Raw genomic sequence first — 14,003 nt, 5'->3', positions numbered from 1 at the left:
CGGGCCCTGCGTCCGGCGCGATCCCACAGAGCGGGCCTATGGCCGGGTGGGCGGGGCGCATCGGGGCCTCCGGGGGGTTCGGGGGAACGGGCGGGCGGTGACACCCCGGCCCGGTCGGGAGCCCGGAAGGCCCTGGTCGGGCGGTGGTCAGCCGCGCACGGTGAAGTCGCCACTGGTCGTGCGGATGAACGGTACCGTGCCCTGGCAGTCCGAGACCGGGGCGCCGAAGAAGCCCCAGACCCAGCCGACCCGGTCCCCGTGCCGGCCGTCGTCCTCGACCGAGAGCGCGACCTTCTGGCCGACCACCGGCCGGCCCGGGAACCACGGCACCTCGCCCTTGGTGACGACCCCGGTGGCGATCGCCTCCCGGCCGCCGACGGCCAGGCAGGTGATGTCCCCCTCGAAGTCGGCGACCAGCCGACCGTCGGTGTGCACATGGCGGACGTGGAAGTGGCCGCGGGTGGTGCCCGGGTCGGTGGTGTGGTCGGCGCGGGCGTCGACCGTGAGCTGGACCGGGTCTCCCGTGAAGCCGTCGAAGGCGGCGGTGAGGACCGTCCCGGCGTTCCCGCGCAGGACCACCGGACCGAAGCCGTCGGCGGAGGCCGGTGCCGCGGCGGTCGCCGGGGCGGCGGTGGCGACCGTCGCCGCCAGGAGGCAGAGCGCGGCAGCGGCGGTGGCGAGACGGCGGGTCATGGCGGTTCGGCCTCCTGGGCTGGGGTTTCCGGCGGTCGGTTGTCCCGGCGGGTGGTTGTCCTGGTGAGCGGTTGTTCCGACAGCATCGAGTCTGGCCCGCCCGGGCGGGGCAAACCTCCCGCTGGGGAGGGGAGTTGCCTCCTCCCGGGGGAGGAGTACCGCCTCCCCCGGGAGAGCGGCCCGTAGGCTCGGCGGTGTGCGCACCGACTCCCTGCGCACCGACTCCCTGCGCACCGACTCCCTGCGCACCGACCCCCTGCCCGACCTGCCCTGCCCCGGCCTGCCCCGCCCCGACCGGGCGGTAGCGACGACCCGTACCCCCGGGCGTCCAGCGGGACGGGCGGAGCGCTGGTTTGAACGCGTTGCGGTCGAGGCCGCGTTCGCCAACCGGTCGGGCGCACCGCTGGCCGAGCCCGCGCGGGGTGGTGGGCGTGGTCAGTGCCCCCGGCCGCCGCCGCGCAGGCCCCGCGGGCGGGTCAGGGTGGAGCTGGCGGCCGAACTGCGGCCGGACGTCGCACCGGTGGACATCCGGAGGGCCGCGACGGCCCGGTCCGGCGGGGAACGAGCGCGTCCACGGAGTCGAGGGGATGCTCCGTGGACGCGCGGAACCTGCGAGGCGGGGGTGGCCTCCGGACGTCACGTCCTCCGGCCGGTAGTTCGATCGTCGACCGAGGTAGTACCAGCGGCAGACCCTGATCCGTCTCGACCTGTCGCCACTGCCTCCTGCGGTCGAACTTCCTTCAGCTGCCTCGCAGGTCCACCTCCCATCATGCGCCTCCCACGGCGTGTGCACCAGGGGTGAACGGTCCGAATTCGGGCAAATCTCGCACGTCGGAGCCGACGGGCCTTACGGTTTCGGCCACCCGTCGACGAAGCTCAGTGTCCGGTGGTACGGCCCGTCCGGCCCGGTGCTGCGGTAGTCCTCGGTGCTGCCGCCGGTGCGGACGGTGCGGTCGCCGTCGTGGCGCCGTGCGGTGGGTCGCAGGGTGTGGTCCACGGTGGAGCGCTCGGTGACGTGGCCGCCGGTCGCGGCGGTGGCCTCGCGGTGGTAGCCGAGGTCCATCGCGGTGTTCTGGTCGGTGTTCCCGGCCGCGTCGTGGGTCACCTTGTACGTGACGTCCAGCGGTTCGCCCTCGTGCACGGTGGTGGTGCGGTGCGGTCCGCCGCCCCAGGTGCTGGTGGTGCGGGTGAGGTCGGCGCTGTTGTGCAGGGTCACGTCGTTGCCGCTGTCGCGCAGTTGCTGGGCGGAGCTGAACGCCAGGTCGTCGCGGACCTCGGTGGTGATCCGGCCGTGCGAGGTCTGCACCCAGCCGCGGGCGAGGTCGTGCCGGGCGGCGGTGACGGTCCAGTCGCCGCTGCCGCCGCCGTGGTCGGCGAGCTGGGTGGCGACGGCGGCCTCGGGGGCGACCCGGTAGTCGGTGAGCTGCCCGGAGGTGCGGTCGGTGCCGTGGTCGACCTCGGCGAACAGGTTGACCTGGCCGGTCCAGACGTCGTTGCTCTGCGCCTCGGCCGCGTTGACCGTGATGCCGACGCTGTGCGGGCGCCCGTCGAGCAGCAGGCCGACGTACGGGGTGAGGTCGAGCCGGTAGGCGGGCAGGTCGAAGGCGAAGACGCCCGGGACGGGCCGCCACAGCAGCGGGTCCCAACCGCCGGTGTAGATCACCGGGTACGGCCAGACCGCTCCGGCCACCCGGCCGTCCACGGTGAGCCGCAGCTCGCGGAACGGGCCCTTGCCGCAGGCGCCGATCGACGGGTTGGCGGCGACGAAGGCGTCCGGCGCGGAGGCGTACGCGAACTCCTCGCAGGCGCCGCCGCCGCGGGCGTAGACCTCGGCGGTCAGGCGTTGCAGGTTCCGCGGGAAGGTGACGTCCTTGGCAGTGCCCGGAGCGGCCTGGGTGAGCGAGAACGGGCCGGTGGTGAGGACCTGGTCGGCGCCGTGGGCGGCCGGCCAGCGGTCGTCCGCGGTGTAGAAGGTCAGGCTCGCCGAGAGCTTGTAGACGCCGGTGTAGGTGGCGTCGGTGACGTTGGCGAGGTCGAGCGAGAACGGCTGCGGCCCGGCCTCGAACAGCGGGGCGTAGCGGGTGAGATCGCGTTCGACGTTCCACTGGATGCCGTCCTTGGACGGCTCGGGGGTGGAGGACAGCAGCACCTGGACGCCGCCGATGCGGACGCTGAAGATGCGGTCGAACTGCCGCCCGGCGACCTGCCCGTGGAGGTCCAGGACCACCGCGGACCACGGCCCGGCGCAGTCGGCGGGCGGGGTGAGGGTGGCGGTGTACGGGGTGTCGGGCGGGTTGCCGTAGCCGTTGCGGAACTCGCGGTCGTGCATCACTTCGACGCTGCAGGAGCGGGTGTCGGGGCGGGTGAGCGGCTTGGTCGCGGTGACGGGGTCGTGGTAGCCGTCGCCGAAGTCGGCGTGGGCGGGCGCGGCGGCGGTGAGGGTGCCGGCGAGGGTGAGGGCGGTGGCACCGAGCAGTCCGGCGAGGCGGCGCAGCAGGCGGCGACGGGGGCGCGGGGGGAACAGGGCCAAGGTGGATCCCCGGGTCGGGCGGCCCGTCGGCGCGCGCCGGGCCGGGTGGGTGATCCGGGCATCCTTCCGGCGCTGGCATGTGAGCGTCAAGAGTGGCCGTCGGGCGCTGCCGCGGGCCTTCCGGTTCCCGCGGCTTCCGCCGCACGTGGTGGCGCTACCACTCCTCCAACTCCGCGGCCTCCTGCCGGATCAGGTTGCGCAGCGTCGCCAGCGGGGGCCGCCGGTCGTCCGTGCGCCACTGCATCTCCAGCGGCAGGGTGGCCCGCCCCTCCAGCCGTACGGTGGCCACGTCCTCGGTGAGGTGGCCGGTCATCGAACCGGGCACCAGGGAGAAGGCGCGGTTGCGGGCGAGCAGGTAGAGCCGGGAGCCGACGATCCGCGGCGGGCTGACCAGTACCGGCGGGTCGACGCCGTGCTCCGCGCACAGGCCGAGCACGTGGTCGTAGTACCGGGGGTGCTGCTCGCGCGGCCACAACAGCAGTGGCAGGTCGCGCAGTTCGGCCAGTCGCAGGCTCGCCCGGCCGGTCAGCGGGTGGTCCCGGCCGAGGGCGACCCGGACCGGCTCGTCGGCGATCCGCTCCAGCCGGTAGCCGGGGACGTCCTCCAGGAAGCGGCCGAGGCCGATGTCGGCGAGTTCGCCGGCCAGGGTGGTGGAGACCTGCCCGGTGTCGACGGCGAGTTCGGCGGTGTCGAGCGCGGGCAGCTCCTGCTCGGCCCGGCTGACCACGGCGGGCAGCAGCCGGTTGACCACGCTCGGCGAGGCGACGATCCGGGCCGTCCCGAGCCGGGACTCCTCGTGCAGCCGGACCCGCGTCAGCATGGCCCCCGCCTGTTCGAGCAGCCGCGCGCTCTCGGCCGCCATCACCTCGCCCGCCTCGGTCAGCGCGACCGAGCGGCGGCTGCGGTCGAACAGCTCGACGCCGACGGTCCGCTCCAATCGGGCGACCTCCTGGCTGACCGTCGGCTGCGAGATGTGCAGGCGCTCGGCGGCCCGGCCGAAGTGCAGCGTCTCGGCGACGGTCAGGAAGACCTCCAGCTGTCGCAAGGTGAAGCCCATGCGGATCATCCTAGTGCGAACTGATAGGTGATCAGCTATCAGAAACCCCAGGACTCATTCTGGTTTCCGATCCGAACCGTCCCTACGCTGATCGTCGCGTTGCCCCGTCGCAGTGGCATCTCACAGGAAGCTCCCACCATGACCGGACTGCCCGTCAGCACCCCCGTCGGCACCCCTGCCGGCACCCCCGCCATCCGGATCTCCGAGGAGGTCGCGCAGGCCGTCGCCGACGGCCGTCCCGTGGTCGCCCTGGAATCGACGATCTTCACCCACGGCCTGCCGCGACCGCGCAACCTCACCGTCGCGCTGGAAGCCGAGGAGCGGCTGCGCGGGGCCGGCATCGTCCCGGCGACCATCGGCGTGCACGCGGGCGTCCCCACGGTCGGTCTGAGCACCGAGCAGATCACCGAACTCGCCGCCGCCGACGGCCTGGACAAGGTCAGCCTGCGCGACCTGCCGGTGGTCGCCGCGCTCGGCCGGCACGGCGGCACCACCGTCGCCGCCACCGCCTTCCTCGCCCACCGCGCGGGCGTGCGGGTGTTCTCCACCGGCGGCCTCGGCGGCGTCCACTTCGGCGCCTCCGAGAGCTTCGACGAGTCCGCCGACCTGACCACCCTGGCCGCCACCCCGGTCACCGTGATCAGCGCCGGGGTGAAGTCCATCCTCGACATCCGGGCCACCCTGGAGCGCTTCGAGACCCTCAACATCCCGGTCATCGGCTACCGCACCACCAAGTATCCCGGCTTCTACGTCACCGACTCCGGCCACGAGATCAACTTCGCCGTGCAGTCGCCCGAGGAGGCCGCCGGGATCATCGACGCCCGCGACCGGCTCGACCTGCCGCAGGCCGTCCTGATCGCCAACCCGGTCGACCCGGCCAAGCAGCTGCCGCCGGAGGAACTGGACGGCATCCTGGCCCGCGCCTGGGCCGAGGCCGAACGCCGGGGCATCACCGGCAACGCCTCCACCCCCTTCCTGCTCGACCACATCCAGCGCGACACCGACGGCCGCAGCCTGGAGGTCAACGTCGAGGTCTACCGCGGCAACGTGCGCCTCGGCGGCGAGATCGCCACCGCCCTGGCCGCCCGGGCCGGTGGGTCCGCCGCCTCCACCGGGGCCTGACCCGTGCTCGGGGTGCTCGGCGACCTCGTCGAGGACATCGTGGTCTGGGTCGACGGCCCGCTGCGCCACGGCACCGACTCCGGCGCCCAGGTCTTCCGCCGGCGCGGCGGCAGCGCGGCCAACGTCGCCTGCTTCGCCGCCGGGCAGTACCCGGCCCGCTTCCTCGGCTGCGTCGGAGCGGATCCGGTCGGGGACGGCGTGGTCGCCGAACTCGGCGGCCACGGCGTGGACGTACGGGTGCAGCGGCACGGCCGGACCGGCAGCATCGTCGTGCTGATCGACCGGGACGGCGAGCGGACCATGCTGCCCGACCGCGGCGCTGCCAAGCTGCTGGAACGCGTCCCGGACGACTGGCTGACCGGCCTGACCCACCTGCACGTGCCCGCCTACTCCTTCGACGGCGAGCCGGTCGGCCGGACGGCGCTCGACGCACTCGCCCGGGTCCGGCGAGCGGGCGGCACCACCTCGGTGGACGCCTCCTCCACCGGGATGCTGGAACAGTTCGGGCGGGAGCGCTTCCTCGGCCTGCTGGCCGAGCTGGCACCGACCTTCGTGTTCGCCAACCGCTCCGAGTCCGCCTTCCTCGGGCTGCTGGTGGACGGCCTGCCGGGGCCGGAGCGCGCCCGGCTGGCGGCCACCACGGTGGTCACCAAGTCGGGGGCCGAGGCGACCACCGTCGACGTGCCGGGCGAGGGGCTGTTCACCGTGCCGGTGCCGCCGGTCGCGGAGGTGCGCGACCTCACCGGGGCCGGCGACGCCTTCGCGGCGGGCTTCCTGGCCGGCTTCCTGGACTCCGGGGACCTCCGCCTGGCGGCCGGGCTCGGGCACCGCAGCGCGGCCCGGGTGCTGGCCACGCCGGGGGCTTCGCTGGGGGAGGGGTAGGGCAGCTGCAGCAACCACGGCCGTAGCAACCACGGCTGCAGCAACCACGGCCGTAGCGACGGCGGACTACTTCCGCAGTGCGTCCTTGCGGAGGAAGTGCTTCAGCCGCTGCCACGTCCACGCGTTGATCACGTCCTCGGCGGTGAGCCAGCCGCGCTGCGCCGTACCGATGCCGAAGCGCGGGTAGGCGAGGTGGCCGGTGGCGTGGGCGTCGCTGTCGATCGCGAAGCGCACCCCGTGCCGCTTGGCCCGCAGGACGTCCTCGTCGCGCAGGTCGAGCCGCTGCGGGGAACTGTTGATCTCGATCGCGGTGCCGGTGCGCGCGGCGGCGGCGAACACCGCGTCCAGGTCGACGTCGATCGGTCCGCGCCGACCGATCCGGCGGGTGGTGAGGTGGCCGATGACATGGACGTACGGGTTCTCGCAGGCGCGGATCAACCGGCGGGTCTGGGCGGCGCGGTCGAGGGTGAAGTGCGAGTGCACGGAGGCCACGCAGACGTCGAAGCCGGCCAGGAACCCGGGCGGCCAGTCCACGCCGCCGTCCGGGCCGATGTTCAGCTCGGTGCCGTGCAGCAGGCGCAACTTCCTGTGGCGGTCGGCGAGCCGGCGCAGCTCCTCGCGCTGGGCGAGCATCTTCTCGTCGGTCATCCGCTGCATCACCAGGTCCGGCGCGTGGTCGGTGACGGCGTAGTAGGAGTAGCCGCGGGCCGCCGCCGTGTCGACCATCTCGGTGAGGGTGGCCAGGCCGTCGGTCAGGTCGGTGTGGGTGTGGAGGTCGCCGCGCAGGTCCGACTCCTGGATCAGGTCCGGGAGTTCACCGCCCAGCGCGGCCTCGATCTCCCCCCGGTCCTCGCGCAGCGTCGGCGGGATCCAGGGCAGGCCGAGCGCCGCGTACACCTCCTCCTCGGTGGCGGACACCACCTTGGCGCCCTCCGCCGCCTTGCCCTTTCCACCCCCCGCGTCCTTCGAGCCTTTCGCGCCGCCCTTCCCGGTGTCGCCGCCGACCTCGAACAGCCCGTACTCGGAGAGCTTGAGCCCGGCCCGGACCGCCATCGTGCGCAGCTTGATGTTGTGCGCCTTCGACCCGGTGAAGTAGACCAGCGCGGCGCCCCAGTCCTCCTCGGGGACGACCCGCAGGTCCACCTGGATGCCCTGGGTGGTGCGGACCGAGGTCTTGGTCGGCCCGCTGCCGATCACCTCGGCCACGTACGGGAGTTCCGTGAGCGCGGCCATCAGCGGAGCGGAGTCGGCGGCGGTCGCCAGCACGTCGATGTCGCCCACTGTCTCGCGCATCCGGCGCAGCGAACCCGCGTACGCGCAGCGGGTGCAGCCGGGGACGGCGGAGAGCGCCGCGACCAGTTGCTCGGCCAGCTCGGTGGCGGCGTCGAGGAGGGTCCGGCCGCCGGACTGCCGCATCAGCTCGATGCCGTGCAGGATCTTCTCCCCGCTGCGCTCGCCGAATCCGGCCACACCGGACAGCTTGTCGGCGCGGATCGCACCGGCGAGTTCGTCCACCGAGGCGATGCCGAGGTCGCGGTAGAGGGCGAGGGCGCGCTTGGGGCCGACGCTGGGGACGGCCATCATCTCCCGTACACCGGACGGGATCTCGGCGCGCAGGGCCTCCAGCGCCGGGATCTCTCCGGTGGCGAGGTACTCGGCGATCTTCTCGGCCGTGGACTTGCCGACACCGGGGATCTGCTGCAGTCCCTTGACGTCCAGACCGGCCACGTCCTCGGGGTGGCCGCCGACGGCTCGGGCGGCCTTCTCGTAGGCGCGGGCCCGGAAGGCGTCCCCGCCGGTGATGTTGATCAGGTCGGCGTACTCCTGGAGCAGTTCCCTGACCTGGTCGTTGAGCCGGGGCATGGGGCAAGTCTAGGTTCGGAGCCCGCCGTTCGCCGAGCGGTGCGCACTCCGCCGGGCGGTGCGCACTCCGCCGGGCGGGGTGCCGTGCGGGCGCGGGGGCTGTGCGGGGTTCGCGCTGGGTCTAGTCGTAGGCGACCGCGAGCAGCAGGACGACGGTCAGGCCGCCGCCGGGGGTCGGCTCGACCGCGAGGCGTCCGCCCGCCGCCACCACCAGGCTGTGCAGCGCGGGGCCCACCGGTCCGGTGGCCCGGACGCCCGCCGGCAGCCATTCGCGGGCCTCGGGCGGCTCGTACGTCCCGCGGTCGGATATTCGTATCTCGACCCGCTCCCGGCCGCGACCGGTGGCGCCCTGTCCGGTGGCGCCCAGTCCGGGCGTGTCCGGCCAGATTGCGCCGTGTCCGGTCGTATCCGACCCGGTCGTGTCCCGTCCGGTCGCGGTCCAGGGCGCCGCCGGGCCGGGGCGGGTGACGTCAGCCCGGACCAGTACCCGGCCGCCCAGCGGGCTGCGCCGGATCGCGTGGTCGAGCAGCCCGGCTATCGCGGCCTCCAGCCGGCGGGCGTCGCCGGCCACCACCGGTAGCCCGGGCGCGAGCCTGATCGTGACGGCTGCGGCCCGGCCGCCACCGCGCACCACCCGGCGCACCACCTCGGTGACCTGGACGTGCCGTGCCTGCGGCTCGCACCCGGCCTGCCGGTCGGTCCAGCTCAGCCGGTCGAGCTCCGTCCGGGAAAGTGGTCTGGGGCCGGCCATCGCCGTCGGCGGGAACGGCCCGAGGCCGTCCGGAGCGCCCCCGTCGCCCTTGCGTTCGGCGCCACCCGCGCCACCCGCGCCACCCGTGCCACCGAGCGCACCGAGCGCCCGGGCCCCCGAAGCGACGTAGCCCCAGAGCTTCCCGCGTGCCATCGCCCTGCCCCTCGTGCCTGACCGGCGGCCGTCATCGATTCCGCGGCCGACCGGGGCGGGCCGCTTCCCGGGCCCTGGTGCCAGCCTGCGCCTCCGCCGCCCGGGTGACAATCCGGCTCCGGGACGCGAAGCGGGGCGCGGCCCCCGCCGAGCGGCGGGTGGGCGGGTCCTCCGACCGGCGGGGCGAGGCCCGGTCCGGTGACCGCAGAGAAGTCTTCGCAAAAAACCCTTTGCAAACAGTTCTTTGCGATTCTACGCTCCTGGTCATGAGCGAAGACCGCGGCTGGAAGCACAGCGACGACCCGCACGTCGTCCTCACTGCCAAGGGCATGAGGGCCATGGCCCATCCCGTGCGGATGCAACTGGTCGAGCTGCTGCGCAAGCACGGCCCGTCCACCGCGACCAGGCTCGCCGAGCAGCTGGGGCTCAACTCCGGAGCCACCAGCTACCACCTGCGCCAGCTCGCCGCCGCGGGCTTCGTCGAGGAGGACACCGAGCGCGGCAACGCCCGGGAGCGGTGGTGGCGCTCGGCGCACCGGCTGACGGTCTGGACGGGGGAGGACATGGCGGACGAGGAGCCCGGGGCGGGCGTCGGCTTCCTGCGCTCCGTGCTGGCCGGGCACACCCTGACCGCCCAGCGTGCGCTCGACGCCTTCGAGACGATGCCCGGGGAGTGGCGCAAGGCGGTCGACTTCAGCGACATGCTGCTCCAGCTCACGCCGGCCGAGGCCGTGCAGTTGACGGCCGAACTGTCCGTGGTGCTCCGGCGCTACCGCCGGGTCGGCGCCGAGGGGCCGGTGCCGGAGGGCAGCGAGCAGGTCTCCGTCGCGGTCCACGTGCTGCCTGATCCGCAGGGGCAGCCCGAACCGCAGCGACAGCCCGAACCGGGGGAGGGGAGAGCAGAATGACCATCGGCACCGCCCATCCGCCGGTGCGCAGCCTGAGGCCGCTGGCCGGGGTGCTCGCCGCCACGGCGATCCCCCGGACCGGGACGTGGATCTCGGCCATCGCCCTGCCCTGGTTCGTCCTGGCCACCCCCGGCAGCGCCACTCTGACCGGGCTGGTCCCGCTGCTGCTCACGGTGACGGTCCTGGCCGGCGTCACCCACCTGCTCGGCGCCCGGTTCACGACCGTCCTGCTCCCGGTCTGGGCCCGGGAGTCCGGCCGGGGCCCGCGGGAGCCACGGTCGATGGGCAGGCCCGGGCAGCAGGGGGCGCGGTGGAGGCGGCGCGGTCGTAAGGGCCGGGCCCGTCGGGCGGGCCGGACGCCGGCGTTCACCGACGGTCGGTGGGCGGGTGTCCCGCCCAGTGGAGCAGCAGGAGCCTGGCCAGGGCAGCGAGGGCACACCAGGTGGAGACGAACGCGAGCCGCCAGAGCAGGGCGCAGAGGACCGCGCCCACTCCGGTGAGCAGACCGAGACGGCGGAGCAGGCGGTCGCCGCTGATCAGGAGGGAGCCGACCGTGGTGAGGAGGTAGCCGGTGAGCAGAAGGGCCGGGTACGGGATGCCGATGGCGTAGCCGAGGGTGTGGCCGTGCCGGGTGGCCGTCACCGGGTGAGCGGCGACGGCGACCGCGAGCGGCACCGCCACCGCTGCGCCCAGCAGCGCCAGCAGGGCGAGTACGCGGCGTCGGCCGGGGCCAGCGGGGTGCCCGGGTTCGTGGGCAGCGCACCAGACACCGACGGGGACCAGGACGGGCAGCAGCGGCAGGGCGATCACCGCCCAGGCGGTGCGGGTCGCCCCGGCGAGGGCCGACGGCAACTCACCGTCCGTGCCGAGCCAGACCAGCGCCTCGACGAGCTGGTGCACGCCCAGCACCAGCGGGAGCGCGGCGAGCGGTAGTCGCTGCGGTCTCCCGGAGCGCCGGGCGCGGACCAGGCACGCCACGCCGATGCCCGCGACCGCCGCGCCGGCCACGGCGTCCGCCTGGGCGCTCCAGCACATCGGTCCGCCTACCCGTGCTCACCGTTCATGTCGGTGTCATCGCCACCGCCACCGCCGTCGCCAGCGTCTCGGTGAGGGCTGCCACCGCCGTCGCCGTTGTTACCGTTACCGCCGTTGTTACCGACACCGGCGCCGTCAGGGCCGACACCGGCATCGCCACGACGCGGCTCCCGGCCGCCGTCACCGTTGCCGGGCTGGTCGCTCGGTGGCACCCCGATGCTCTCCAGGGTGTCGCGGACGCTGCTGCCGGGCATCGCCGGATGTCGGCCGATCACGATCACCCCGATCACGATCGCCACCAACCCGGCCGCCTGCCAGGCCAGCGCAGCCGGGGTGACCCGCAGTCGGTCGCCGAGGAAGCCGACCGCGCAGGCGATCCCGGACAGCGGCTGGGCGGCGGTCAGCGCCGGCAGTGACATCCGCAGCGGCGCGGCCTCGAAGGCGCTCTGCACCAGCAGCAGTCCGACCACGCCCGCCACCACCACCGCGTACGGCTGCCAGGTCCGCAGCACCGCCATCAGCCCGTCGTGGTCGAGGCGCTGGGTGGTGGTGCGGGTGAGCGCGTCCTGCAGGCCGTAGAGGAGTCCGGCGGCGAGGGCCAGCAGGGTGGCCTCCTCGAACAGCGGCAGCCGGCGGGCGAGCGAGACCAGCAGCAGGGTCAGCCCGACCACCGTGCCGACCACCAGCCAGTGCCGCAGCTCCCCGGCGGGCGGACCGCCGCCGGTGGGCCGTCCGGCCACGATGAACGCCGTCACCCCGAGGCCCAGCAGCAGCACCCCGGCCCAGCCGGAGCGGCCGAGGGTCTGACGGGTCAGCACCCGGGAGAGCGCCATGGCGAAGATCAGGTTGGTCGCCAGCAGCGGCTCGACCAGGGACACCTCGCCCTGGTTGAGCGCGAGCGCGGAGAGGAGCAGACCGCTGACCATGAACCCGGTGCCGAGCAGCCACTCGGGCATCCGCATCAGGTCCAGCAGCAGACGCCAGCGCAGCAGGTCGGCACGAGGGGCCCGTTGCGCCGCATGCTGCTGGAGGACGAAGCCGAGTCCCAGACAGCAGGCCGCGCTCAGAGCGAGGAGGAAGACCGCCACGGAGGGACCACCAGGTTGTCGCTGCCCCGTGCCGCGCCGGCGGTTCCGGGGGAGGGTTCGGCGGTCGCGGCACGCTTCCGTCAGCGTACCGCCGGGGCGGCGGCCGGGCCGATCGGACGCGGCGGATCCGCACTGGTCGCCGCCGTCACCGCCGCGCTTGCCGCCACGGGTCGCGCGGGCGCACGCTGGTGTGAGTGGCCGCCACGGGCCCAGCGCCCGGGTCGGCCGGGACCGGCGTGATGGGGGCCGCCGCCAGGAGGTGTGGCATGCACAACCAGTGGGACGTGGAGCTCAGCTTCGACGAAGACGGCGTGCACACGGTGTGCGACGCCAGGTTGACGGGCGCGAGGGCGCCGGGCCTGAGCGCGCACGGCGAGGCCGAGAAGAGCGCGGAGGACCGCCCGCTCGCCAGGATCGGCGAGGAGGTCGCCGCCTCCCGGGCCCTGGAGGAACTGTCCCGCAAGCTGCGGGCCCAGGCCACCGGCGAGATCGAGGACGAGGGGCACCGCCCGGGCTACCTGATCTACTGACGGCGTCAGCGCGTCTGGTCATCCGGCCAGTCCGGCCAGTCCGGCCAGTCCGGCGGGCCCGGGGACGGCGGTGTGGGCGCGACTGTCCCGGCGCGGGTGCGGCCGGTCGGCTCCAGGGGTTGGCCGGCTGGTCGTCGATGGCTGTCCAGCAACCGGGTGCCCTGCCGGAGGCTGCCGGTGGCCCAGAGCGACCAACCCGCACCGTCGTGGAACTCGGCCAGCCCGCCGTCGGGCCGGGCCGCGCCGAGTTCCTCCAGCGCCTCGCGGAAGACCTGGTCGGTCCGGTCCCTCCGGGCCCGCCCGGCCAGGTCGCGCAGCGCGGGGGAATCCAGGCCGGTGACGAGCAGGTCGTCGGCAGACGTCGGCAGGTCCGCGGGCTGGACCGGTCCCGCGACGTACTGCCGGCTCAAGGTGCGCAGCTGGTCCATCCCGGCATTCCGCCGAAGGTCCTCAGCTGCGCCACCAGGGGGCCCGGATCACGTCGTCCGGGTCGGTGGCGCAGTTGGTGCCGCTGACCACCTCACGGGCCGGGACGTCCCAGCCGACCACCCCCGGCGCCTGCCGGTCCAGCTCGACCAGCCGGGCCCGCTCGGGCCCCGAGCCGGTGTTCACGTCGCACCGCAGCACGCTCGTCCAGGCCCGGCCGTCCAGCGCGGCGGTGACGGAGAGGAGCGGCAGCACGACCAGGGCGAGCAGCAGCGAGGCGATCCGCACCGCCTCCGCGGCCCTGGTCCCGAAGGTCACGGCGGGCCGGCCGGTCCGGTGTCCGGTGTCGGCGGACCGCCCGCCCGTACGGTACTCGGCCACCACCCCGAGCCGCAGCACATAGCCCAGCACCCCGGCCACCGCACCCCACCACACCCCGTTGAACGCCCCCACGACGACCCCCAGCGCTCCCGGCAGGATCGCCGCCCGCGCCGCCGTCTCGGCCAGCGCCCGCCCCCGGTGCCGCGCCGCCCCGCCCCGGGCGGCCGAAATCGCGTACGTGACCTGCGCGGTGACCGCCGCCAGCACGGTCGCCAGCACCGGCTCGGCCAGGAACATCCCGATGACGACATCGACCCAGTTGGTCGGCCCCATCGCCGACAACGCATCCCGCGCGGCGTCCCCGCCACCCAGCGTCCACGCCAACTTCAGCACCGGAATCGCGAACACCACCGCCGGCGCCATCACATGAGCCGCACTCACCTGCGATGCGCTCGTCGACGCCGTCTCAGCCACCCGCCAACGCTACGGTCACCCCGCGCACACCCACCCCGCGACACCCCGACGCCTGCCGACGCCGCCACCGCGCGCAGGGCCGTCGATCCCGCCCCACCCGTCGGCGCCGGCGCCCACTGCGGCTCGGCTCGGCAGGCAGGCAGGTAAGCAGGCAGGCAGCACTGCACTGG

12 protein-coding genes and 2 pseudogenes are annotated in these 14,003 nt (G+C 74.4%); 5 read left to right on the top strand and 9 right to left on the bottom strand.

The window, feature by feature from the left end; genetic code table 11:
• Positions 1-147: 147 nt before the first annotated feature.
• From ACZ3YL_RS28905 to ACZ3YL_RS28895, 3 genes are all read right to left on the bottom strand, one after another.
• Positions 148-693: a hypothetical protein gene (locus ACZ3YL_RS28905; protein WP_465660352.1), complete on the bottom strand. Its 546-nt coding sequence runs from the start codon at positions 691-693 to the stop codon at positions 148-150.
• Positions 694-1,540: 847 nt separating this feature from the next.
• Positions 1,541-3,223 carry a peptide-N4-asparagine amidase gene (locus ACZ3YL_RS28900; RefSeq protein ID WP_465660351.1) on the bottom strand — a complete coding sequence of 561 codons (1,683 nt, stop codon included), beginning with the start codon at positions 3,221-3,223 and terminating at the stop codon, positions 1,541-1,543.
• A gap of 154 nt (positions 3,224-3,377) precedes the next feature.
• Positions 3,378-4,280, bottom strand: a complete 903-nt coding sequence (locus tag ACZ3YL_RS28895; protein ID WP_188302890.1) for a LysR family transcriptional regulator — start codon at positions 4,278-4,280, stop codon at positions 3,378-3,380.
• A gap of 138 nt (positions 4,281-4,418) precedes the next feature.
• Between ACZ3YL_RS28895 and ACZ3YL_RS28890 the strand changes: the two genes are divergently transcribed.
• The gene (locus tag ACZ3YL_RS28890; RefSeq protein ID WP_465660350.1) at positions 4,419-5,402 is read left to right on the top strand and encodes a pseudouridine-5'-phosphate glycosidase; all 984 of its coding nucleotides are present in this window, start codon (positions 4,419-4,421) and stop codon (positions 5,400-5,402) included.
• 3 nt (positions 5,403-5,405) lie between these two features.
• Complete coding sequence (locus tag ACZ3YL_RS28885) at positions 5,406-6,284, top strand: carbohydrate kinase family protein (RefSeq protein WP_465660349.1); 879 nt, start codon at positions 5,406-5,408, stop codon at positions 6,282-6,284.
• 66 nt (positions 6,285-6,350) lie between these two features.
• Here ACZ3YL_RS28885 and polX read toward each other — a convergent pair whose 3' ends face one another.
• A complete protein-coding gene (gene polX, locus ACZ3YL_RS28880) occupies positions 6,351-8,147 on the bottom strand; it encodes a DNA polymerase/3'-5' exonuclease PolX (protein WP_465660348.1) in 1,797 nt (598 codons plus the stop codon).
• Between the two features lie 121 nt (positions 8,148-8,268).
• The gene (locus ACZ3YL_RS28875) at positions 8,269-9,051 is read right to left on the bottom strand and encodes a histidine kinase (RefSeq protein WP_465660347.1); all 783 of its coding nucleotides are present in this window, start codon (positions 9,049-9,051) and stop codon (positions 8,269-8,271) included.
• Between the two features lie 266 nt (positions 9,052-9,317).
• Between ACZ3YL_RS28875 and ACZ3YL_RS28870 the strand changes: the two genes are divergently transcribed.
• Both ACZ3YL_RS28870 and ACZ3YL_RS28865 read left to right on the top strand, forming a co-directional pair.
• On the top strand, positions 9,318-9,959 hold the full coding sequence (locus ACZ3YL_RS28870) for an ArsR/SmtB family transcription factor (protein WP_465660346.1): 642 nt from the start codon (positions 9,318-9,320) through the stop codon (positions 9,957-9,959).
• Positions 9,956-10,117, top strand: a pseudogene (locus ACZ3YL_RS28865) (MFS transporter); the annotation flags it as partial. The gene ACZ3YL_RS28870 and the pseudogene ACZ3YL_RS28865, both read left to right, overlap by 4 nt.
• A 208-nt stretch (positions 10,118-10,325) precedes the next feature.
• On the opposite strand, the gene ACZ3YL_RS28860 reads toward ACZ3YL_RS28865, so the two are convergent.
• Positions 10,326-10,994 (bottom strand): DUF6629 family protein, encoded by a 669-nt coding sequence (locus ACZ3YL_RS28860; protein WP_465660345.1) that lies wholly within the window; start codon positions 10,992-10,994, stop codon positions 10,326-10,328.
• A 248-nt stretch (positions 10,995-11,242) separates the two neighbouring features.
• Positions 11,243-12,082 (bottom strand): annotated as a pseudogene (locus ACZ3YL_RS28855) (DMT family transporter); the annotation flags it as partial.
• A 266-nt stretch (positions 12,083-12,348) separates the two neighbouring features.
• Between ACZ3YL_RS28855 and ACZ3YL_RS28850 the strand changes: the two are divergent.
• Positions 12,349-12,612 carry a dsRBD fold-containing protein gene (locus ACZ3YL_RS28850; RefSeq protein ID WP_188302898.1) on the top strand — a complete coding sequence of 88 codons (264 nt, stop codon included), beginning with the start codon at positions 12,349-12,351 and terminating at the stop codon, positions 12,610-12,612.
• Positions 12,613-12,617: 5 nt separating this feature from the next.
• On the opposite strand, the gene ACZ3YL_RS28845 is transcribed toward ACZ3YL_RS28850, so the two are convergent.
• Together ACZ3YL_RS28845 and ACZ3YL_RS28840 are read right to left on the bottom strand one after the other, a co-directional pair.
• Positions 12,618-13,040 carry a hypothetical protein gene (locus ACZ3YL_RS28845; protein ID WP_465660344.1) on the bottom strand — a complete coding sequence of 141 codons (423 nt, stop codon included), beginning with the start codon at positions 13,038-13,040 and terminating at the stop codon, positions 12,618-12,620.
• A 22-nt stretch (positions 13,041-13,062) separates the two neighbouring features.
• Complete coding sequence (locus ACZ3YL_RS28840; protein ID WP_188302899.1) at positions 13,063-13,800, bottom strand: hypothetical protein; 738 nt, start codon at positions 13,798-13,800, stop codon at positions 13,063-13,065.
• Positions 13,801-14,003 lie beyond the last annotated feature (203 nt).

This window comes from Kitasatospora sp. NPDC023176 (genome assembly GCF_055560495.1).
The sequence above is the reverse complement of the archived record's forward strand: the minus strand, read 5'-3'. Positions and strand labels throughout refer to the sequence as shown.

Excerpts from the sequence above, each read along its gene's own strand:
- ACZ3YL_RS28905 (WP_465660352.1), bottom strand. The coding sequence starts at position 693 with ATGACCCGCCGTCTCGCCACCGCCGCTGCCGCGCTCTGCCTCCTGGCG.
- ACZ3YL_RS28895 (WP_188302890.1), bottom strand. The coding sequence starts at position 4,280 with ATGGGCTTCACCTTGCGACAGCTGGAGGTCTTCCTGACCGTCGCCGAG.
- ACZ3YL_RS28890 (WP_465660350.1), top strand. The coding sequence starts at position 4,419 with ATGACCGGACTGCCCGTCAGCACCCCCGTCGGCACCCCTGCCGGCACC.
- polX (WP_465660348.1), bottom strand. The coding sequence starts at position 8,147 with ATGCCCCGGCTCAACGACCAGGTCAGGGAACTGCTCCAGGAGTACGCC.
- ACZ3YL_RS28875 (WP_465660347.1), bottom strand. The coding sequence starts at position 9,051 with ATGGCACGCGGGAAGCTCTGGGGCTACGTCGCTTCGGGGGCCCGGGCG.
- ACZ3YL_RS28870 (WP_465660346.1), top strand. The coding sequence starts at position 9,318 with ATGAGCGAAGACCGCGGCTGGAAGCACAGCGACGACCCGCACGTCGTC.
- ACZ3YL_RS28860 (WP_465660345.1), bottom strand. The coding sequence starts at position 10,994 with ATGTGCTGGAGCGCCCAGGCGGACGCCGTGGCCGGCGCGGCGGTCGCG.
- ACZ3YL_RS28850 (WP_188302898.1), top strand. The coding sequence starts at position 12,349 with ATGCACAACCAGTGGGACGTGGAGCTCAGCTTCGACGAAGACGGCGTG.
- ACZ3YL_RS28845 (WP_465660344.1), bottom strand. The coding sequence starts at position 13,040 with ATGGACCAGCTGCGCACCTTGAGCCGGCAGTACGTCGCGGGACCGGTC.